Origin of the sequence: Telluribacter sp. (assembly GCF_035998675.1) — a bacterium.
Taxonomy (GTDB): Bacteria; Bacteroidota; Bacteroidia; order Cytophagales; family Spirosomataceae; genus Telluribacter.
Genome location: NZ_DASYHI010000019.1, coordinates 204,605 through 226,546, shown reverse-complemented (window position 1 = coordinate 226,546; position 21,942 = coordinate 204,605). Strand labels below are relative to the sequence as shown.

The window sequence follows — 21,942 nt, the reverse complement described above, 5'->3', positions numbered from 1 at the left end:
TTAATGAGTGTCAGCTAAAAGCCCCGCACACTGGTGCGGGGCTACAAAAATAAGTATATTTCTTAGGGAGCCGTAAAAATTCCCTTCATGGCATCTTCATAGTAGAAGAGGCGCTCGTTCAGGACATTGAGGGCGTCGGCTTTGTACTTGGAATGAATCAGCAGCGAAAGGTTATGCTCGGAAGCGCCGTACGAAATCATGCGGATAGGAATGTGCTTCATGGCATCCAATACCTTCAGGGCTATGCCTTCCTTGTCGGCACTGAAATTACCCACGATACAGATAATGGACTGCTCCAGGTCGTGTTCTTCCAGGTCGGCAAATTCGCGCAGTTCGGCCGTGATGGCTGCCAGGTTCTCCGGATTATCAATCGTTACCGATACGGATACCTCCGAGGTCGTGATCATATCAACCGGAGTCTTGTACTTCTCGAACACCTCAAAAACCCGGCGCAGGAAACCATAGGCGTTCAGCATACGGGTAGAGTGAATATAGATGGCCGTGATATTATCCTTGGCGGCAATGGCTTTTATCTCCCGGTCGGTACTTTGGTTGGCAATGAGCGTACCGGGGGCCTCGGGCTGCATAGTGTTTTTCAGCCGCACGGGTACTTCCCGCATTTTGGCGGGAGTAATGGTACTTGGGTGCAGGATTTTGGCACCGAAGTAAGCCAGTTCGGCCGCTTCCTCAAACGTAAGTTCCCGGATGGGGAAGGTACGCTTCACAATGCGCGGGTCGTTGTTGTGCATCCCGTCAATGTCGGTCCAGATTTGAATTTCTTCGGCCCGGATGGCACCACCAATAAGGGAGGCCGTATAGTCGGAGCCGCCGCGCTTCAGGTTATCTACCTGTCTGCGGGGGTTGCGGCAAATAAAGCCCTGCGTTATAATCAGCTGTTTGTCGGGGTGCTGGTCCAGCATAGCGGTCAGTTTCTTTTCAATTACTTCCAGCTCGGGTTCGCCGTCGGCATCAATCCGCATAAACTCCAGCGCCGGAAATAGTACCGAGTTTTCGCCCTGCTCCGCCAGGTACGCCTGGAACATCTGGGTACTCAGCAATTCGCCCTGGGCTACCAGTTCTTTTTCCTGCTTTAGCGTAAAAGGCCGGATACCAATCAGGGAGCGGATAAAAGAAAACTCATTCTCTACTATCTTGCGACCCGTAGCCAGCCCCTCGTTGGTCTGATACAACTCCTGGATAAAGCTATCGTAATGCGCTTTGAGCTCGTCAAGTTTCTGCGTAGCCTCGGCTTCATTGTTAGCTTTGGCCGATTCGCCCATAGAAATAAGGGCGTTGGTAGTACCCGACAGGGCCGACAGGACCACGATCTTACGGCCTTCGGTAGACGTAATAAGGGTTCGGATTGAATGCATGCGCTCGGGCTTTCCGACCGAGGTACCGCCAAATTTCCAGACTTGCATCGTACTAAATGATTGAAATGAATAAACAGATGATTAAACAGTACTATATTTTAGAGATCTTTACTAATTTCTTCCGCTTCCAGAGGCCCCATATTCCAATAAAAACCCAGATTACGTTGACGCAGGCCGAAGGGTAAGCCCCTACGTAAGCCGTGTTCAGGATCAGGCCGATACTCCCTACCACGTTAGCCCAAAGGTAAGAGGGGGCGTCGGCCCGCAGGCGTCCGCTGATGTTAAGCGCATAGGCACCCACCACCAGTACCGAGCCGATCCAGCCTACAATATCAATCCAAACCTTCTCGCTCATTGCGCTGCCTGCACTTTAAGTCCCAGCATTTTTATGGCCGTAATAGCCGCTTCATCGCCTTTGTTTCCGTGCTTGCCACCCGCGCGGTCCAGCGCCTGCTCCATGGTATTGGGGGTAAGTACCCCAAAAATGACGGGCTTGTTGTACTTCAGCGACAGCTGGGTCAGTCCCTGCGCTACGGCGTGGTTAATGTAGTCATTATGCTTGGTCTCACCCTGAATCACGGCTCCCAGTGCTATCACTGCCTCTACGTCGGTCCGCTCGGCAAACCACTGCGACCCCAGCGTCAGCTCAAAGCTGCCCGGTACGTTTCCCCGCAGGATGTTTTCGGGCGTAGCACCGTGGTTCAGCAGGGTTTGGTAAGCTCCTTCAAAGAGCTTCTCGGTCACTTCGGTGTTCCACTCGGCTACCACAATAGCAAAGGTACGTTGGCTGATGTCGGGGAGTCCCTGGGTGGTAAATACGCTGAGGTTTTTATTGGCACTGGACATATTTTTACTATAAAGTGGTTAACTGACGAAAGTAGAGCTTTGAATAACAAAAAAGGATAAAACCGGGTCGGCTTTATCCTTTCATGGGAAGGGGGCATATACCCATTACTCGCCGACCTGTCCCTCGAGGAGCCCCTTGTATTTCTTGGCATTGACAACCTCCGCCGAGAGTGGGAAATCCTCAATAATACGTTTATAGGAAGCAACGGCATCCTGAGGCTGCTGCGCTTTTTCCTGAGCAATAGCCAGTTTCATCAGATAAACAGGCGTAAAGAACTGATTTGCTTCGTAATCAGCAGCATTTTTGTAGTTACTGATCGCTTCGGCAGGCTGTCCTTTTTCCATATAGGCATCTCCAATCAGGGCCTTGGCACGGGCCTGCACCAGCAGATCCGATGAACTAAAGTCCTGTAGGTGATCGATCGCTTCGTCGTACTTGCCTTGTTTCAATAAAGCTACACCCGCGTAAAAGCTGGCTAACTTACCGGCATCGGTACCACCGTAATTATCCGCAATACTGAGCAAACCTTCGTTTCCGCCGCTACCATTCAGAGCCTGCTGGAGCGAGTCACTTTCAAAATTATACACTACGCCCGAAAGAGCCCGTTGTGCTTCCTCTTCCTGATTATCGATATAAAACCGATACCCGGCAAATGCCACAATCGCTACTAAAATAGCGCCACCAACGCCCAACAGTACTTTTTGATTCTGGCGGAAGAAGCCTTCGGCCTTGCTAATCTGACCGGCCAGCGCTTCTGGGCTTTCAATGATCTCCAACCCGGGACCCGCCGTATTTTTCTTGCTCATACAAATGGTTGAAATTTGGAGTGCAAAGTTATGAAAACTTCTTAATCACAAACAAGTTGCACTATAATTCTTTCGTCTCTAACGAAACAAAACCATAATTATCTTGTTAGCGTTCCTCTTTTTTAGATTTAGCTCATTTAACCTAAAAAAGCCCGCCGGAGCTTTGGGAGCAACGGCGGGCTTTTAGTCAATTATATAAATAGGTACCTTACTCCATTATAAAAGGATAATCCTCCTGTACGTACACATCGGTGTAGGCTTCTTTTGGATCGGGGTAGTTCGACTCCTCGGCAAACTGTACCGACTCGGCAACCGACTCTTTAATCCGGGCATCAATGGCGTCCAGATCCTCCTGCGTCGCAATTCCGTTTTCCAGAATAGTGGCTTTTACCTGCTCAATAGGGTCACGCATCTTGTACTCTTCCACCTCTTCTTTGGTACGGTACTTCTGCGGGTCCGACATGGAGTGGCCGCGGTAGCGGTAGGTCCGGAACTCCAGGTAGGTAGGGCCCTCTCCCTTGCGGGCGCGGTCGGCGGCGCGGGATACCGCATCGTGAATGGCTTCCACGTTCATGCCATCCACGGGCTCCGACGGAATATCGTAGGCTTCTCCCAGGGTATACAGCTCAGTTACGTTAGAGGAACGCTTAACGGAAGTACCCATGGCGTAGCCGTTGTTCTCTACCACAAAAATAACCGGTAGCTTCCAGGTCATAGCCATATTGAAGGCTTCGTGAAAAGCACCCTGACGAACGGCCCCGTCTCCGAAGAAACAGATGCACACATTTCCGGTTTTGTTGTACTTTTCGGCAAAGGCAATACCGGCACCCAGCGGAATCTGAGCCCCTACGATACCGTGGCCACCCATAAAGTTACGCTCTTTGTCAAAAATGTGCATGGAGCCTCCTTTGCCTTTGGTGGTACCGGTTTCTTTTCCGTATAGCTCAGCCATGATGGCTTTGGGGTCGGTGCCCAGCGCCAGGGGCATACCGTGGTCGCGGTAGGCGGTTATGTACTTGTCGTCCGGGGTGAGCGCCGTAGCGGTACCCGACGAGCAGGCTTCCTGCCCGATGTACAGGTGACAGAAACCACGGATCTTCTGCTGGCCGTATAGCTGACCGGCTTTTTCTTCAAAACGACGCTGCAGGAGCATATTCTCGTACCAGAACATGTATCGTTCTTTGGAATGCTGCAACTTCTTGGCTGATTCTTTCTTTTTCTCCTTAACGGTAGCCATGTATTTGGTTCTCGTTTATAAAGACAGAACTTTGTCTGTCCGTTGTTGGTTTGAATTAAGTCTTATTTTCCGCGAAACATTTCCGGGTATTGGTCAAAGACCCGCGAAATTAAGCATAAAGTCCCTAACAAAGAAGTTCATGTGGCTCGAAAAACTCCACCTTACTTATTTTAAAAGCTACGAGGAGGGGAGTTTTACGTTTGGGGAGCGGGTCAATTGCCTCGTGGGAGAGAACGGAAGCGGCAAAACCAACCTGCTGGACGCTATTTATTTCCTGGCTCTTACCAAGAGCGCTTTTCAAACGCAGGATGCTCTGACCATTCACCATACGGCTGATTTCTTTGTCCTGGACGGTATTTTCAGAAAATCCGGCAAGGGTACTCAGATTACCTGCAGCCTGCAGCGGGGCCAGCGAAAGGTACTGATGTCGGATAAAAAATCGTACGAACGACTGAGCGACCATATCGGACAGTTTCCGGTGGTACTGATTGCGCCGGACGACACCGACCTGGTCCGGGGGATCAGCGAGGAGCGTCGGCGCTTCTTCGATGGAGTACTCGCGCAACTGGATCCTTCCTACCTTGACGACTACCTGCAGTACAACAAGCTGCTCACCCAGCGTAACAGCCTGCTCAAACTCTTTGCCGAGCGCAACTACCTCGACGAGGACATGCTCGAAACCTACAACGAGCCGCTCATTGGGCTGGCGCAACGGATTTATGCCCACCGGCAGCGCTTCATGGACAAGTACCTGCCGCTGTTTCGTAAGTACTATGCTTACCTGAGCAGCGAGCGGGAGGAGGTAGGCATTGCCTACGAAAGCGAAGTGGCCGTTGAAGACTTTGGGGCGGTGTTCCGGCGGCACCGCGCGCGCGACCTGCACGCGCAGCGTACCAGCAAAGGGGTACATAAAGATGATTATAGATTTGAAATTGACGGGGTAGCCCTCAAGAAGTTCGGCTCGCAGGGGCAGCAGAAGTCGTACGTAATAGCGCTTAAACTGGCGCAGTATGAACTATTGGCCGACGAAAAGGAAACCAAGCCCCTGCTGCTGCTCGACGATATTTTCGACAAGCTTGACGACCGCCGCATTCATAAGCTCATTGAACTCATTGACGACGGTTTTCTGGGGCAGGTCTTCATTACCGATGCCCGCCCCGAGCGCTCCCACCGTATCCTGGATCAGGTACAGGCCGATGTGCGGTTTTTTGAGATTGGGAAATAGCTTTTGAATTTCTGATAGGTAAATACAGAGCCCCGGAGGGGCAGTACCTTAGTAGCAGCGGTTAAAGAAAGTACCTAAGCCCCGGCGGCGGACGGCCGCTGCCGGGCCGACCTCCTTTTGACTTCTATTTATTCCTCATGCAACCTGAAGGCCGCTTACTTCATCTTTGCCTTAGTACACACCTGGAGCTCCCTTTTTAACATTTTTTAAGTTCCTTCTACGAAAAAATTCGTAGATAAAGTTTGTATCTACGAAAAGAATCGTATATGTTTGTTACGAAATATTTCGTAGATGTACTAATTCAAACAGCCATGACCCTGAAACCAACTGATTCTGAACTGGAAATACTGCACTACCTCTGGAAGGAGGGACCCAGCACCGTGCGACAGGTACACGAGTACCTGGCCGCTACCAAAGACGCCGGCTACACCACTACCCTTAAGCTCATGCAGATTATGCACGAGAAGGGGCTGCTCAGCCGCACCGAGGAGGCTCGTTCACATATCTACACGGCGGGAGTCAGTGAAGAAGAAACCCAGCAGACGCTCCTGGACCGCTTTGTCGAAACTACCTTCCGCGGCTCAGCGGCCCGGCTGGTGATGCAGGCGCTGGGCAATCATACTACTTCACAAGAGGAGCTGGATGAAATCAGGAAACTACTCAACAACCTCGAAAACAATCGTTAGCCATGAAAATAATCTTTAATCTGTTTTCCGAAACACTGGTGGGTGCTCTGGGCTGGACGCTCCTGCACGCGCTCTGGCAGGGTACCCTGCTGGCCGTGGTGGCAGCCTTTGGTTTTTATGTATTTCGAAACCGCCCGGCGCAGGTTCGCTACGGACTGGGCATTGGCTTGCTGGCTTCGCAGGTACTGGCTTCGTTGGCCACCTTTGCTTACTACTACCTTAATCTGGCCGTAACACCGGTTGCGGCAGCAGTTAGCTCAACGTCTGTTACTGCTTCCGGAGCCGCGTCGGTACTGTTGTGGCAGCCGGTAGAGTTATCGCTGGCCGCACAGGTTCGCCTGTGGGTCAATAGCCACCTTACCGAGCTGGTAGTATGCTGGCTGGTTGGGGCGGGGCTACTGCTGCTGCGCTTTGTGGGTAGCTGGCTTTATGTGGAGTACCTGCGCAGTGGTGCGGTACTGGTCGCCGACCGGGCGTGGCGAAACCGTTTCAGTATCCTGACGGCGAAGCTGAATATTACCGGGTCTATTGAGCTATACGAAAGTACCCGCATCCTGACCCCGATGGTGATCGGCGCTTTAAGCCCGGTGGTACTGGTACCGGTAGGGCTGCTGACCGGTTTTTCACCGGCAGAGGTAGAGGCTATTCTGGTGCACGAGCTGGCGCACATTCGCCGGCACGACTACCTCGTTAATCTGCTTCAGTCTTTCGTGGAGGTAGTTTTCTTCTTTCATCCGGCCCTATGGTGGATCTCCAACCGGGTACGAACCGAGCGGGAGCATTGCTGTGATGATATTGCTATCAGTATTTCCGGTGACCGCGTGTCACTGGCCCACGCGCTGGTGCGGGTGGCCGAGTGGCAGTCTAATCCGAAGCTGGCGGTAGCTTTTGCTTCCAAAAAACCGGTACTACTACAGCGGATACGCCGGGTAGTAGGCATTGCGCCCAAGCCGGTACAGACCTGGACGGGCCTGCCGGTGCTGCTGGTACTCGCCGGAATGCTGATTGGCGTGTCGGTGTATGCCGTGGAGCGGAAGCCGGAGAAAAAGCCGGGTAAAACAACTAAAGCCACTACTTCAAAAGCCAAAGATATTCCTTACCTGCCGGTAGCCTACGCGGATACTACTATAGAAGTGGAAGAAGAAGCAGAGGTTGATATGGAGGAGGTGGAGATGGAAGATTTAGACTTAAACATTGATATAGACATGGAAGAGATGCCGGCTATGTCGTACAATTTTAACTATAACTTCAACCACGACTGGCAGTTTAAAATGAACGATACGCTGCAGGAGAAGCTCGAAGCCTTTCATCGGAAGATAGAAGCGCTTCAGCAGCAAATGGAACCCCTGCACCGCCGCATGGACGAGCTGCACCTGAACATGGAGAAGTTCCGCTTTGAACAGGAACGCTTCGGACGGGAGCAGGAGAAAATTGAGTGGAAGAAAGATAAGGTGATGGAAGCGCGTGAAAAGCTGATCCAAAAGCGGGCGGAGCTGATGCATCCAAACCCGAAAGCGGCTAAGCTGGCCGAAGCCGAAGTAGAGAAGCAACTAGCCAGCATAGAGCAGCAGATCAAGGCCCAGGAACAGGAAGTGACGCAGCTGAATGCGCAACTCGCCGAAGCCCGCAAGCAGGCCGAGGTAGCCGATGAGCCGGCCCGTAAAACCGAAATGGCGATGGAGGAACTCAGCCAGCAGATGGAAGTACTGGGAAGAAAAATGGAGTTGGAAGCCAGAGGTATGGAGAAGTACCTGCCTACTCCACCACCGCCACCGCCTGCTCCCCGGGCTACTCCTGCCCCTAATGCTCCCCGGGCACCCAAAAAGGCGGGAGCCACGGTAAAAGGTACTCCGCCCCGCCCAGCCCGGCCCGCTGTGGCCCCGGTTCCGCCGCCGCCGCCGGCAAAGAAGAAGGTAAACTAATATAAAACGCCCTGACAGAGAAGTACCTGTCAGGGCGTTTACTTTTATCATACAGGCAGCCTACTCCACTTCAATCACCACATCGTCGCTCATGGGGTGGGTGACGCAGGTGAGAACAAAGCCCGCCTTCAGCTCGGCTTCCGACAGGGCGTCTTCTTCGTCCAGATGTACCTTGCCCGATACGCAGCGGCCCATGCAGGCGGTACACATACCCGCCTGGCAGGAGTAGGGCAGGTCAATGTCCAGGTCCAGGGCGGCTTCCAGTACCGTCTGGTGGGGCTCTACCTTAAATTTGTACTCGCTACCTTCGTACAGTACCGTTATTTCGCGCGTTTTCATACTTCCGTCGTTTTCTTCCATCGTTACCTCTCCGTGGTTTTTAGCAGTTGTAGCCGTGAGGAAACTTTCCTTATGTACCTTTTCTACAGGTACTCCCAAAATATCAAGTGCCCGCTTCGCCTCTTCCATCATATCGTCGGGTCCACAGAGGTAGTAGTCGGTGGCGGCGGGGTCAGTGGAAGGTAGCTTTTCCAGCAATTTAAGAATATGTGACTTGTTCAGCCGGCCCGTTTCGCCGGTCCAGCCTTCGTGCGGCTGGGTCAGGGTATGCATTACCTGAAACCGTTCGCGGTACTTAGTAATGAGCGCGTCAATTTTCTCCTTAAATATAATGCTGTTTTCGGTGCGGTTGCCGTACAGCAGCCGTACATGGCTTTCGGGCTCAACGATCAGGACTGACTTGGCAATGGAAATAAGGGGGGTTATACCACTACCGGCACCAATCAGTACTACCGTACGGCCTTTGTCAGCGTCGAGCTCGGGGGTAAAGGTACCCATGGGCTCCATGGCCTCTACTATATCACCTTCTTTAAGTTCATCAATCAAATAATTGGAGGCAAAGCCGGATGGGATACGCTTCACCGTAATCGCCAGCGACACATCGGTATAGGGCGAGCTGGACATGGAGTAGGAGCGACGTACCTTAGTACCTTCGCGGGGCAGTAGCAGCGTCAGGAACTGCCCGGGCTTGTACTTTACTACTTCGTTCAGCGGGTGCCAGAAGTGGATCGTCACCGCATCGGAAGTTTCATGTTCTATTTCTTTGACTTTCAGATAATAGTACTTACTCATTCTTACTTACACGGATAAAATGGAGGATTTATAGTTCTGTATTTTAAGTGGTACCCCTACAGCTGACTGCCTACACGTTCAGCCAATAGGTCAGTTTTACAACCAGCGCCCGGTTCTTGGAGTTCATCCAGCCCAGGTTATAGGGATGATCCGGATAGCTGGCAAAGTAATTGTCTGTGTACACAACAAAAAAATCAGAAACAGGTTTGAACCGCCACTGAAAACGCGTATTAAGATTAATATTATTGATCTGATTATTGTACTGTACGACCGTAGTCAGAAAAACGCTCTTGCTGAACGTCAAATCCAGGCGGGGACCTACCAGTATCAGTTGGGTGTCAGCATATCCCTGCTTTTCAGGCAGGTTTATATTATTGTAATTGAAATCAACTGATAAATTGGCATAGGGCTGGTACCTATACATCCATGAAGAGCTAAGAGAGGTAATGTTTCCATTGAAATATTCACCAATACGACCCATTAATATTACACTAAATAACTTGGCAGGATTGGATTGGTATGAAAAACGAGTACTTCGGTACCGGTATTCGGAACCCCGGGGTAAAGGCTTATTGCCCCGGTTACTCGGATCAAAGCTACGGTCAAACAGATAGGTATAATCAGTGCGTAAAGGTGTAAAGCGGAAAAGGCTGTTATCCACGAACCGTACAAAAAACTGAACTGGAGAAAAATCCCAGTCGGTAAGTCTGCCTGTACTGGCCTGAACACGAATATCGCTGTCAAATCCGAAACCCCAGCTGTTTACAATGCTGTTAAACCTTGGATTTTTAGGAAAGAAGCTATATTCTAGCTGAGGGTTTGATCGCCATATATCGTTTCGGGGGACAAATCCTATCTGGTTTACATTATAACCGGAACCTATGCGACTGGCCCCTGCCGTAAATGAAAGACGGGGGCTTGAGTACTCAAACAATGCAGCCATTGCCAGTGCATCATCAGGATTTTGAGGTGTAAATGATTTATGGGCGAATATTTTTCCGTTCAGACGACCATCACGCGACGCCAGATTGTAGTCAAGCCCAATTACTCGATTAAAACCGCTACTGAATAAGGGCTGATCTCTTTTACTATCAAAATCCTGCTTGCTGGCCATTATTATACCGATGGTCGAGCGTGAAAACACCCGCTGCTGGACGGACAGAACCGAGTAGTTAGCAGAGGCCTGTACCCCTTCTTTATGAGCTGTCTGCATAGACAGAAGCCCAACGCGAAGGCGATTAGTTACTTTTCCGCTGAGACGAGCTCCGCCGAGAATAGGTATAATCACATTATTGCCACTGACAGTATCCCGGGCAATACCTATGCGGCGGGAAAAAAACGGAGTTACTACCGAGTTCCCACCACCGCCGCCACCACCGCCACTGCCACCGGTGCTGCTACTAACTACACCACCTACTCCAAAACCAGCAAAAAGGTCGCTGTTCTCCAGAAAGAACTGACGTCTTTCCGGAAAGAAGAGTTCAAACCGGCTCAGGTTCGTTACCTGTCGGTCCACTTCTGCCTGAGCAAAGTCAGGGTTAATTGTCAGATCGAGGTTAAGACCGGTAGTAATAGCTATTTTGGCATCCAGCCCTATACCCGGACGTGTAGATCCGGGTCTTTCATTAAGGTAGTCGCGGTTAGAGTTCAGTGAAGCGTACGGGATCAGGGATATATTCCCAGCGGGCTGGGGCGGGGGGGTATCCCATATCAACGGACTCGTAAAGGCAATATTATTCCCTCTGAACCCACGGGGCATGTGTGACCAGGAAGAGCGCTCATTGATAGACAGGTTGTTCCGGAAAAAATTAACATTCCAGATATTGGTACCTTCGGTAACTTTATAGCGTAATGTCTTGAAGGGAATAGAGCTTTCTACTATCCACCGGTCGTCATAATTAGTTACCTGCGTATACCACTTGTTATCCCAGTCATTGGTAATATTATCTCCGTTTGCTATGAGTCCCTCCCGCTGTACGCCATAAGGATTCACAGCAAAATGAAATGCATTCTGTTTGTCACGGAAAGTATCCAGGTTTATGAAGATCAAATCAGTACCGCCACCCTGAGGAAAGTCCCTGCGCAGGGACTGAACCGCATACTTTCGGGGCTGGTACACAACGAAACTTACGTACAGGAATTCGTCGTCAAAGGTCATACGAGCCTCTGATTGCTGAACGGCGGCAGATGTATCGTAAGGAAACTGCTGCCAGAAGTTGCCTGCCACCTGAGCTACCTGCCAGTCCTCTTCATCCAGTATTCCGTCAAGTACTATCTTGCCAGTTGCCTTTTTAATATGTAGTGACCTTTCATTAGGGGCTTGAGCACAGGCCGGGACCAGAATAGCAGATAGGCTTGTACTAAGTAGTACTATAAAAAGAGACGGTAAAGCAAACTTCATCACTGGTGTAAATAATTAAAAGCTAATGGTAGTATATAAAGACATAATAATGAGGGGAGTTGCTATTAAAGTAAGGAATACAAACTATCAAAAAACCCCATAGGTAAAAGGCCCTATGGGGTTTTTGATAATTTATGACGTCATTTATTTCAGAGTAGAAACGGCATCTTTGATGCGTTGTACCGCTTCGGTCAGTGCTTCGTCGGCCGCAGCGGTCGAAATCCGGATGCAGTTGGGAGCCCCGAAGCCCGAACCGGCTACCGTCGAAACGTAGGCGGTATTGAGGAGCCAGTTCGAGAAATCGTCCGAATCTTTTATTTCAGTGTTCCCGTCGGACTTGCCGAAGTAGTGGCTCACATCAGGGAAAGCGTAGAAAGCACCCTGCGGTACATTCACTTTAAAGCCGGGAATCTCTTTCAGCAGGCCTACCACCAGGTCACGACGACGGGCGTACGCCTTGGTCATTTCTTTGGTAGCATCCAGTGGTCCGTTGAAAGCAGCTACGGCGGCTTTCTGGGCAATGGAGTTGGTACCTGAGGTTACCTGTCCCTGCAGTTTCTCGATACCGTCGGCGATCCACTTGGCAGCACCGATAAATCCGATACGCCAGCCGGTCATGGCGAAGCCTTTGGCTACCCCGTTCACGGTAATCACACGGTCTTTCAGAGCCGGGATAGAACCCATACTAAAATGACCTTCATCGGTGAAATTGATATATTCGTAAATTTCGTCGGCTACGACGAAAATATTGTCATGCTTTTCCAGTACCTCTCCGATAGCACGCAGCTCAGCCTCCGAGTATACTGAACCCGTTGGGTTATTAGGCGAAGCGTACATTACTACCTTGGTACGGGGCGTAATGGCGGCTTCGAGCTGCTCAGCCGTTACTTTGAAATCATTCTCGAACGCCCCTTCCAGTACCACTGATTTTCCTTCGGCCAGTTTCACCATTTCGGAATAGCTTACCCAGTAAGGCGCGAAAATAATCACTTCCTCGCCCGGGTTTACAAGTACCTGAATAGCGTTGGCCAGAGAGTGCTTGGCACCCGTTGACACCACGATATTCTCAGGTTTCCAGTCAATGTTGTTGTCGCGTTTCAATTTATCAGCAATCGCCTTGCGGAGATCAGGGTACCCTGCAACGGGCGAATAGCCGTGGAAACCATCGTCAATGGCTTTCTTGGCGGCTTCGCAAATGTGGGCGGGCGTCTTGAAATCGGGCTCTCCCACACTCAGACTAATTACTTTGTGGCCTTGGGCGGCCAACTCACGGGCCATTTTGGTCATCGCCAGCGTCGAAGATTCTTCGAGGGCGTTGATGCGGTCGGCCAGCAACCGCGTTTGCTCTGCTACTGCGGACATTGCATTAAAAAATTAAAGTAATTGAAACGGTTTCAACAAATTGCCCGCAAAGCTACGGGTTTTTTCAATGGAGTAGTAGGTATTAACTAATTTAAGTTTTTGGAGTAAATGGGAATAGCTATATAACGAGTCCGCCCGTAACCAGCGACATCAGCGAGCGGAGTAAGTAAATATTAACCCTTCCTGTATTATAAAAAGGATAGGGTTGTACCGTGGCAGTGGCACTCAGCTGGTACTATGCGTCCAAAATAAATTATAATTCAGCAATTTTTAAGATGCCTTTTATACACACAATGCGCTGGTTTGGCCCGCACGACCCGGTTTCACTCAACGATATTCGCCAGGCGGGCTGCGAAGGAGTAGTGTCCGCTCTGCACCAGCTACCCGTCGGGGCGGTATGGTCGGTGGAGGCGATCCGGGAGCGCCAACAACTGATCGAACAGGCCCCGGAGGGAGTAATGCCGCTGCGGTGGCTGGTGGTGGAAAGTCTGCCCGTCCACGAGGACATCAAGAAGGGTCTCCCCTCCCGCGAGCAGTATATTGAGAACTACAAGCAGTCGCTGAGGAATCTGGCGGCCTGCGGTATCGAGGTCGTGTGCTACAACTTCATGCCGGTGCTAGACTGGTCGCGGACGGATATAATGTACCAGCTGCCCAACGGTGCCCGTACGCTTCGCTTTGATTGGGAGAAGTTTGTAGCCTTTGACCTCCATATCCTGAAGCGTCCCGGTGCGGAGCAGGACTACGATGCCGATACCATCGAGCGGGCCCGGCGGCGGTTTGAGTCGATGAGTGAGGAGGAACTCCAGGCGCTGACCGCGACAGTACTACTAGGGTTGCCGGGTTCGGAGGAAGCCTTTGAACTGCCTACCTTTCAATCTTTATTAAGTACTTATAAAAATATAGACGCCGACGCACTACGGGCTAATCTGCACTACTTCGTGCAGCAGGTGGCGCCCGTGGCCGAAGAACTGGGGGTACGGCTGTGCATCCACCCCGATGATCCGCCGCGTCCGCTGCTGGGGCTGCCCCGCGTAGTAAGTACCGAAGCCGACCTGCGAGCCCTGATGGATGCCTGCCCTGTCCGGGCCAACGGTATTACCTTTTGTACCGGCTCGCTGGGTGTCCGGGCCGACAACGACCTGCCGGGTATGGTACAGCGCCTGGGCGATAAGATCCACTTTGTGCACCTGCGTTCTACCCAACGCGATGCCGACGAACCACGTAATTTTCACGAAGCCGACCACCTGACCGGCGATGTAGATATGTATAGCGTTATGAAAGAACTTACCCTCGAGCAGCAACGCCGGCAGCAGGCCGGACGGACTGACAGCGCGCTACCCATGCGCCCCGACCACGGTCACCAGATGCTGGACGACCTCCACAAAAGGACCTATCCCGGCTACTCCGCCATTGGTCGCCTCAAGGGTCTGGCCGAATTACGCGGGATGGAACTAGCCATCCGGCGCTCGCTGTCGCTGGTACTCCTGCTGATATGTACTTTGGCAGGAACAAGTACCCGCGCCGACGACGGCTACCGCCTCTGGCTCAAATACGACCGGATTCAGGACGCGGCCCTGCAGCGGACCTACGCTACTGCTTTTACTTCGATAGTCAATACCGAAAACTCACCCATGCGGCAAGTGGCCATTGAGGAGTTGCAGACGGGTTTGCAGGGATTGTTGGGCACCAAAGTACCTGTGCAGAAACAGGCTTCGGGTAAAGGTGATATTGTTTTTCAACTCAATGCGCAGGAACAAGTAGGGCCGGAAGGGTACCATATCTACCGCAAAGGCAACCAGACTATTATAGCCGCTAAAACCGAAAAAGGCCTCCTGTACGGGAGCTTCGGGCTGTTGCGTCATCTGCAGACCCTGCGTCCGCTGTCGGAGCTGAATATAACAACGAGCCCCAAGGTACAGTACCGCGTACTTAATCACTGGGATAACCCCAACGGTACCGTGGAGCGGGGCTATGCGGGCTCGTCCATCTGGAAGTGGTACGACCTGCCGCAGGTCATAGACCCACGCTATAAGGAATATGCCCGCGCCAACGCCTCCATCGGTATCAATGCCACGGTGGTCAATAACGTGAACGCCAGCGCCCGCTTCATGACGGCCGAGTACCTGCACAAGGTAAAGGCCCTGGCTGATGTATTTCGCCCCTACGGCATCCGGGTGTACCTGTCGGTACGTTTTACGGCTCCCCGTAACGTGGGTGGCCTCCCCACCGCCGACCCGCTGGACCCGGCCGTACAACAGTGGTGGAATGAGAAGGTGAAAGAGATTTATTCCATTATCCCGGATTTTGGTGGGTTCGTGGTGAAGGCCAATTCCGAAGGCGAGCCTGGGCCACAGGACTATAAGCGAACCCACGTCGATGGTGCCAATATGCTGGCCAAGGCGCTGGCGCCCTACGATGGCATCGTGATGTGGCGGGCTTTTGTTTATAAAGCGGACCCCAACGGCGACCGCTACAAGGCGGGTTACGAGGAATTCAAGCCCTTCGACGGGCAGTTTGACCCGAAGGTACTGGTACAGGTCAAGAATGGACCCATTGACTTCCAGCCCCGCGAGCCGTTCCACCCGCTGTTCGGCCAGATGCCCCAAACACCCCTGATGATGGAGTTTCAGCTTACGCAGGAGTACCTGGGCTTTGCCACACACCTGGTGTACGAAGCGCCGCTCTTCAAAGAAACACTCGATAGTGATACGTACGTCAAAGGTCCTGGCTCTACGGTAGCCGAGGTAGTGGATGGTAGTCTGCACGGCTATACCCGCACCGGCATGGCCGGAGTATCTAACATTGGCTCTGACCGCAACTGGACCGGTCACCCCGTGGGGCAAGCCAACTGGTACGCCTACGGGCGGCTGGCCTGGGACCACACGCTGTCGTCGGAGCAGATTGCCGGGGAGTGGATTAAGATGACGCTCACCCGCCAGCCGAAGGCGGTTGCTACCATTACCAATATTTTGATGGAGTCACGAGAAGCGGCGGTCAACTACATGACGCCCCTGGGCCTGCACCACATCATGGGCGAAAGTATCCACTACGGACCGCAGCCCTGGCTGGAGAAGAGTCAGCGCCCCGACTGGACCTCCCTCTACTACCACCGCGCCGATGCGCAGGGTATCGGTTTCGACCGTACCAAAACCGGCTCCAACGCCCTTTCGCAGTACGCTCCGGAGTTGCAACAGCAGTGGGGGGTACTGGAAAACACACCGCCCAAGTACCTACTCTGGTTCCACCATGTACCCTGGTCGCACAAGATGAACAACGGACGTACCTTGTGGGACGAGCTTTGCTACCGCTACTACGGCGGGGTTAAGTCCGTAGAGCAGATGATCCGGCAGTGGGATAGTGTGAAAGGGAACGTAGATCCTGAACTACACACCGACGTGGCGGGCCGTCTGCGGATTCAGAAGCGGGAGGCCGAGTGGTGGCGTGATGCCTGCGTGCTGTACTTTCAGACGTACTCGAAGCAACCTATTCCGGCTGACCTGCCCAAGCCTGACCGTACGCTGGAAGAGATTAAAGAGCTGGTGCGCATTTATCAATTACGTTAATTATCAGAAAATACAAGCTGTGAATACAACGCAATCTTTTTCACTAGAAGGAAAATTAGCCCTCGTAACCGGCGGAGGTACCGGCATCGGACTGGCTACTACCCAATGCCTGGTTGAGGCCGGCGCGCGGGTGGTCATAACGGGCCGCCGCGAAGAAATGCTGAAAGAAGCCATAGGTACCTTGGGAGAAAGGGCCCATTACGTGGTCAATGACGTGACGGACCGGGCGAAGCTACCAGCTCTGGTGCAGCATATTGAAAGTACCTACAGCCCCATTGACATCCTCATCAATAACGCCGGTATCAATATGAAGAAGCCGGCGCTGGACGTCACCGACGAAGAATTTGACCGCATCCTGATGACCAATCTTAATGCGGTATTTTCTCTTACCCGCGAGTGCGCCCGGAGCATGATTGCCCGCCGCAGCGGCTCCATCCTGATGATATCGTCCATGGCCGCCTACTACGGCATTGACCGGGTAGCCGCCTACGGGGCTTCCAAAACGGCCCTCGAAGGTATGATCAAGATACTGGCGTCGGAGTTTTCACCGCACAACGTCCGCATCAATGCCATTGCTCCCGGCTTCATCGAAACACCTATGTTTTTAAAAGCCATGGGTGACGACCCGGACCGTCTGCGGAGGGCCATGAGCCGTACGCCCATGGCGCGGTTGGGCGCTCCCAAAGACATCGGGCTGGCGGCGGTTTTCTTATCCTCCGAAGCCGCTTCCTTTATCACCGGGGTATCGCTGCCGGTCGATGGGGGAAATTCTATTGGGTTTTGAGGTAGGGTAGGAGCTAGAAGAAATTAGTTTAATGCTGCTTTGTCCAGTGCGGTACAGGCCCTAAATACTTGGCTAGGAGACGCGTAGGGACGCGGGCCGCAGTGAAAAATTTCTGCTTTCTTTTGGCTCTCCTGCTTTATCTAAATGAATTGTATCATTTACTCCTCCAGCGCCCTGTCCAGCACCTGGTGCACTTTTGGGTCGCTTGGGCGGGGTGCATTAGCATCCAGTACATTTCCCTGCCGGTCCAGCAGGACGTACCGTGGGATTTCTTTGAGATTGAACTGCTTTGTTAGACCAGAGGTAGCCGGATTAGGTACCAGAAAGCTCTCTTTCTCCGACAGCCCCAACTGCTTCACGGCCCGCTCCCAAGCCGCCGGGTTCTCGTCCACCGACAGGTACACGAATTGTACCCCCTTTGCTTCATACTCGGCTTTTAGGTTTTTTGAAGCGGGCATTTCAGCGCGGCAGGGGGCACACCAACTTGCCCAGAAGTCTACGTATGTGAGGCGTGACCCTGCGGCCAGAGCCTGCAACCTCACTGGCTGGTTCCGTTGCGTAAGCAACGCATCTGCGGCTGACAGTACTTGAGTGGGTTTTTGTAACATACGCGTCAGGTAGGAGCGGTAGGGCTCCGTCTGGCAGGTGGCCAGCAGGTCGGCTTCGAGTTTTATATCCTTGATTTTATTTTCCGACATCGACTGGTAGAGCATCAGGAGTAGAAAATCACGGGTGGGGCCGGTGAAAAACTGGTTGATGACGGACAGTTTCTGATTATTTGTAAGAGGCTGGTAGTTGTGCTGGCGTAGACCCAGGTAGAGCTGCAGAAGTCGCGCCGCGTTTTGGTACTCACGTAGGTAAAGCAAATGATGGTTTTGAAAGTATGGTAAGGTAGCATGTAGCTCATCCTGGTACCAGAGGGGTAGCTTCGCCGTCACGGTCTGGTTGGGTATCAGAAAAAGTTTCTTCTCGAGCATACAACAGGTGAAGTAGTCTTTCCACCGCTTATAAAATTCATCGCTCAACTGGTGTTTTTGCTGATAAGATCGGAGGTATCCGAGTTGTGCCTGAATCTCTCCTTTAAATTGCTCTTCACGGGCTTTGAGTCCTGTCTCCATTTGAGCTACCTTAACTGTGAAATCGGGCATGGCAATTACTTTTTTGACCCGCAGCTCTTCTAGATACTGACTGTAGAAGTTCACCTCAGGTAGCTGGCTTTGCTGCGATTCAGCAATGAACCTATTTGGCTGCTGGGATATTCGGATACTATCCGAAGCGCTCACTAAAAAAACAGTGTGTAGGTCTTTTTCTTGTAACTTTAATTCTAAAAAGTCAAAGTTGGTTGCCAGGTGAATATGCTCATTATGTAGTAACTGATAGTCTCCCAACTCATTGTAGAAAACTACTGTCGCTTCCTTAGATTTGGAGATGTTGATTGAAGTAGTGCGGGAGAGGGAGTCAGTTTGTTTAAACTTGATTGTACTACTATTCACGAAAGCCTCAGCCCTTACAGCCACAGTTGAGAGAAGGAAAGAGAACAGAAGGAATGTTGTACGCATAGAAGGGGGATAGGTCATATCTAGGATAGGTTTGAGAAAAATCATAGCAAAATAAGAGAAAGCCTGTGTATGACCAGCTATTTTGCGGAATTGTTATCCAATGGTACCTGGCTAACCAGCTTTAGATCCTTTTCACCGGCTACGGAGAAATTTATGTACAGAATGAAAACCTATAACACATAATGACTCAGTTATAGAAAGTGGACAGGGGCCACGGTGAAGAAAAGCCAGCCGGAAGGTACCACCCCGCTGGGGCTTTGACATTTTATTATTTGTGTTGCAGTTACTACTAAGGTGCCGCCCCTCCGGGGCTTTGGACAACAATAGGCTGGCCCCAGAGGGGCGGACGTCTGATGCCGCTAAATTTCAGTTGCAATACCGGATTAACCAGAAAATAGCCCCAGCGGGGGCGGTACTTTAGTAGAAAAGAGCAGGAAAGAAATTTGAGCCCCGGCGGGTCGGACGGCCGATGCCGCGACACTTTTGTTCAAAAACAATGGAATAACAGAACGGGCCGCTCAACTAATGGGCGGCCTGTCTTAAAACTCCTTTTCCCCAAACTCACTCGACGGTAGGCGGGACTTCTTACTCAGCTGGTTGAGCGAGTAGCTCAGGTTGAGGATGAATACGTCCGATTCGAGAATATAGTTGGTAGTGGTAAAAAAGTCCCGGCCGCGGGTGGAAATCCGCTGCTCGTTGGAGGGGAGCAGACCCAGACTCATCGACTGCCACATAGCCGATAGCTTCCCCTTCATAAAGGTTTTCTTGAGCGAAGAGTTAGGTACTATAAAGCGCGAGTCTTCGCCCTGGGCGGTGATGCGCTGCGACAGGTAGCTGACGTTGGCCTGGAGGAGGAGCGTCGGGGTGATCTGCACGCTGGAGGTACCAGTGAGAGAGTAGACCAGGCTGTTGGTATTGAAGGTAACCGTATTGTCGAAGAGCTGCCCGCGAATCTTGTAGTCGTAGACGTTGCCGCCCAGGTACAGCTTCCACCCTTTCACCGGCTGCACGTCCAGCCCCAGCTCCACGCCCCAGCGGCGGGCCTTGCCGGCATTGGTAAAGATACGGTTCAGGATGGTATCGGCGTAGACGCTGTTGACCCGGTTGACAATGTTGGTAATATCCTGGTGGTAAACCGTCGCCAGGAAGGTACCCTTCTCAAAGGTTTTGACCACGCCTATTTCGGAAAGGTTCACAAACTCTGGCAGCAGCTGCGGGTCGCCTTGCTCGAGGGTTTCGGAGTGCTCGCGTTCTGGCAGTGGATTCAGCGCAAAGTTGTTGTTGCGCTGCACGCGCCGGCTGTACCCCAGTTTTCCTTTTAAATCATCATTCAGAGAATACAGGATGTTGAAGGAAGGGAACAGGTTGGTAAGACGCAGGTCGTAGGTATCGTTGGTTTGCTTAATGAACAGGTGCCGGGTTGCGTACTCAAACCGCAGACCAGCATTGTACTCCAGGCGGCTCCTTTTGGCACCGTACTGGGTATAGAGCGAATGGATCTGGTTATCTACCAGAATACCGCCGGTAAAGGCCGGCATGAGCACGGGCCGGGTAAAGTTGCCTTCCTTTTCGAGGTAGAGAAAGTCCCCTTCGTCCTGCTGGCTGCGGTACTGGTAGCCCGCCTCCAGCTTACCTCCTCCTACGGTAGTAGCGTAGTCTACACTGGTACGGAAGTTATGAATGGGGCGGTCAGTGGTGGTCAGGGTGTACTGCAGGGTATCGGCGTAGTTCAGAGCATTTAAATTTGAATTGCGGGTATAGCCATCGAGGTAGTCGTACTCGTACAGCACCGAAGCCGACAGGGTAGAGCGGTTAACGAAGGTATGCGTGTAGTCGGCGTTGGCGGTATAGAATTTCCCTCTTTTCTGCACCAGATTGGAGTTAAAGTACGTGATGCGGTTCAGGATGTTGCCGGTGGAGAGGTCGGTAGTGGTATTGTTGTAGAGGATGTCGGCCAGGCGGTACTCGGTCCGATGGCCGTAGTAAAAGCCACCCCCGATGGAGTTGTTGGCGTTAGGGGTATATCCCACCGCCAGCCGCCCCGAAAAGTTGTACCGGTCAAAGCTGCGCTCGCCCACCGACGGAAAGCGGGTGAAGCGGTTGCCGATGGTGGTATTGACATCCCCCACGCGCCGACCGGCTATGTCGTTGCGGAGGTAGCTCAGGCTGGTGGACAGGTCCCACTTGCCTTTCTGGTAGTTGAGGGTAGCGTCGGCTCCGTAGCGTACGGGTTTTTCGGCGTTATTGTAACTGTTGACGCTGGGTAGTCCCCCCTGTACATTGACCAGCAGCGACAGGCCATCGTTAGCGCCTTTTTTAGTAATAATATTAATAATTCCCGCTTTGCCGTCCGGGTCATACCGCGACGAGGGCGTGGTGATAATCTCAATGTTTTCGATGGAGTTGGCGGGGAGCTGGGCCAGCAGGGTACCCATGTTGGCCTGTACCGGCTTGCCGTTGAGCAGTACCAGAAAACCATTGGAGCCCCGCATGCTCACTTCGCCTTCGGCGTTGACAGTAACCGAGGGCATATTTTTCAGTACATCCACCGCCGTACCTCCCACGGCCGACTGAAACTGGTCGGCGCGGTAAACCTGCTTGTCAATTTGGGTAATCACCGTCGCCCGCTGACCAGATACCCTCAATTCCTCCAGCAGCCTGGTATCTGCTTCAATGTCCAAAGTACCTACATTAACCTTTTGCCCCCTTTCGAGCTGAATGGGTACCTTATGTACCTTGTAGCCCACAAAAAACACCTGCAGGTAGTAGCTACCCGCTTTCAGTTTGGTCAATTCAAAGCTACCATCCGCGGCGGTCACCGCTCCGTTGACCAGGGCTGAATCAGGCAGGCTATGAATCGTGACGTTAGCGTATTCGAGTGGCTGGGTACTTTGCTTATCCCTGATGACACCGTTCAATGAATTGTTCTGGCCGTAAAGCTGGGCTGATAGTAAGAGCAAAAGGAAAAGCAAGCAGGGGTACTTCATGAGTTGAGCGATACACAAGGTTACAGGCGCACTACTACCAAGACAAGTTTACGCTT

At 52.1% G+C, this 21,942-nt stretch carries 15 protein-coding genes; 5 read left to right on the top strand and 10 right to left on the bottom strand.

Features of this window, described 5'->3' with window-relative positions; all coding sequences use genetic code 11:
- Positions 1-62 precede the first annotated feature (62 nt).
- The 5 genes from VGN67_RS13235 to pdhA form a co-directional block, all read right to left on the bottom strand.
- Positions 63-1,421: an aspartate kinase gene (locus VGN67_RS13235; RefSeq protein WP_327487317.1), complete on the bottom strand. Its 1,359-nt coding sequence runs from the start codon at positions 1,419-1,421 to the stop codon at positions 63-65.
- Positions 1,422-1,464: 43 nt separating this feature from the next.
- Positions 1,465-1,728, bottom strand: coding sequence for a CBU_0592 family membrane protein (locus tag VGN67_RS13230; RefSeq protein WP_327487316.1), 264 nt, complete (start codon positions 1,726-1,728; stop codon positions 1,465-1,467).
- The gene (ribH, locus tag VGN67_RS13225; protein WP_327487315.1) at positions 1,725-2,219 is read right to left on the bottom strand and encodes a 6,7-dimethyl-8-ribityllumazine synthase; all 495 of its coding nucleotides are present in this window, start codon (positions 2,217-2,219) and stop codon (positions 1,725-1,727) included. The genes VGN67_RS13230 and ribH overlap by 4 nt, the downstream gene beginning before the upstream one ends.
- A gap of 105 nt (positions 2,220-2,324) precedes the next feature.
- Positions 2,325-3,026 carry a tetratricopeptide repeat protein gene (locus tag VGN67_RS13220; protein ID WP_327487314.1) on the bottom strand — a complete coding sequence of 234 codons (702 nt, stop codon included), beginning with the start codon at positions 3,024-3,026 and terminating at the stop codon, positions 2,325-2,327.
- Positions 3,027-3,234: 208 nt separating this feature from the next.
- Positions 3,235-4,263, bottom strand: coding sequence for a pyruvate dehydrogenase (acetyl-transferring) E1 component subunit alpha (pdhA, locus tag VGN67_RS13215; protein WP_327487313.1), 1,029 nt, complete (start codon positions 4,261-4,263; stop codon positions 3,235-3,237).
- A 139-nt stretch (positions 4,264-4,402) separates the two neighbouring features.
- Between pdhA and recF the strand changes: the two genes are divergently transcribed.
- From recF to VGN67_RS13200, 3 genes are all read left to right on the top strand, one after another.
- Positions 4,403-5,488 carry a DNA replication/repair protein RecF gene (recF, locus tag VGN67_RS13210; protein ID WP_327487312.1) on the top strand — a complete coding sequence of 362 codons (1,086 nt, stop codon included), beginning with the start codon at positions 4,403-4,405 and terminating at the stop codon, positions 5,486-5,488.
- A 311-nt stretch (positions 5,489-5,799) separates the two neighbouring features.
- Positions 5,800-6,174: a BlaI/MecI/CopY family transcriptional regulator gene (locus tag VGN67_RS13205; RefSeq protein ID WP_327487311.1), complete on the top strand. Its 375-nt coding sequence runs from the start codon at positions 5,800-5,802 to the stop codon at positions 6,172-6,174.
- 2 nt (positions 6,175-6,176) lie between these two features.
- Positions 6,177-8,096, top strand: coding sequence for a M56 family metallopeptidase (locus VGN67_RS13200; RefSeq protein ID WP_327487310.1), 1,920 nt, complete (start codon positions 6,177-6,179; stop codon positions 8,094-8,096).
- Positions 8,097-8,156: 60 nt separating this feature from the next.
- Here the strand turns inward: VGN67_RS13200 and VGN67_RS13195 are convergent, their stop codons facing one another.
- From VGN67_RS13195 to VGN67_RS13185, 3 genes are all read right to left on the bottom strand, one after another.
- The gene (locus VGN67_RS13195) at positions 8,157-9,227 is read right to left on the bottom strand and encodes a ferredoxin--NADP reductase (protein WP_327487309.1); all 1,071 of its coding nucleotides are present in this window, start codon (positions 9,225-9,227) and stop codon (positions 8,157-8,159) included.
- A gap of 70 nt (positions 9,228-9,297) precedes the next feature.
- On the bottom strand, positions 9,298-11,628 hold the full coding sequence (locus VGN67_RS13190; protein ID WP_327487308.1) for a DUF5916 domain-containing protein: 2,331 nt from the start codon (positions 11,626-11,628) through the stop codon (positions 9,298-9,300).
- Positions 11,629-11,772: 144 nt separating this feature from the next.
- Positions 11,773-12,990, bottom strand: a complete 1,218-nt coding sequence (locus VGN67_RS13185; RefSeq protein ID WP_327487307.1) for a pyridoxal phosphate-dependent aminotransferase — start codon at positions 12,988-12,990, stop codon at positions 11,773-11,775.
- A 275-nt stretch (positions 12,991-13,265) separates the two neighbouring features.
- Between VGN67_RS13185 and uxuA the strand changes: the two genes are divergently transcribed.
- Together uxuA and VGN67_RS13170 are read left to right on the top strand one after the other, a co-directional pair.
- Positions 13,266-16,556: a mannonate dehydratase gene (gene uxuA, locus VGN67_RS24555; protein ID WP_414717316.1), complete on the top strand. Its 3,291-nt coding sequence runs from the start codon at positions 13,266-13,268 to the stop codon at positions 16,554-16,556.
- 19 nt (positions 16,557-16,575) lie between these two features.
- Complete coding sequence (locus VGN67_RS13170; protein WP_414717315.1) at positions 16,576-17,340, top strand: SDR family NAD(P)-dependent oxidoreductase; 765 nt, start codon at positions 16,576-16,578, stop codon at positions 17,338-17,340.
- 158 nt (positions 17,341-17,498) lie between these two features.
- On the opposite strand, the gene VGN67_RS13165 is transcribed toward VGN67_RS13170, so the two are convergent.
- Both VGN67_RS13165 and VGN67_RS13160 read right to left on the bottom strand, forming a co-directional pair.
- On the bottom strand, positions 17,499-18,488 hold the full coding sequence (locus VGN67_RS13165; RefSeq protein WP_327487306.1) for a TlpA disulfide reductase family protein: 990 nt from the start codon (positions 18,486-18,488) through the stop codon (positions 17,499-17,501).
- A 950-nt stretch (positions 18,489-19,438) separates the two neighbouring features.
- Positions 19,439-21,886, bottom strand: a complete 2,448-nt coding sequence (locus VGN67_RS13160; protein ID WP_327487305.1) for a TonB-dependent receptor — start codon at positions 21,884-21,886, stop codon at positions 19,439-19,441.
- Positions 21,887-21,942: the final 56 nt, after the last annotated feature.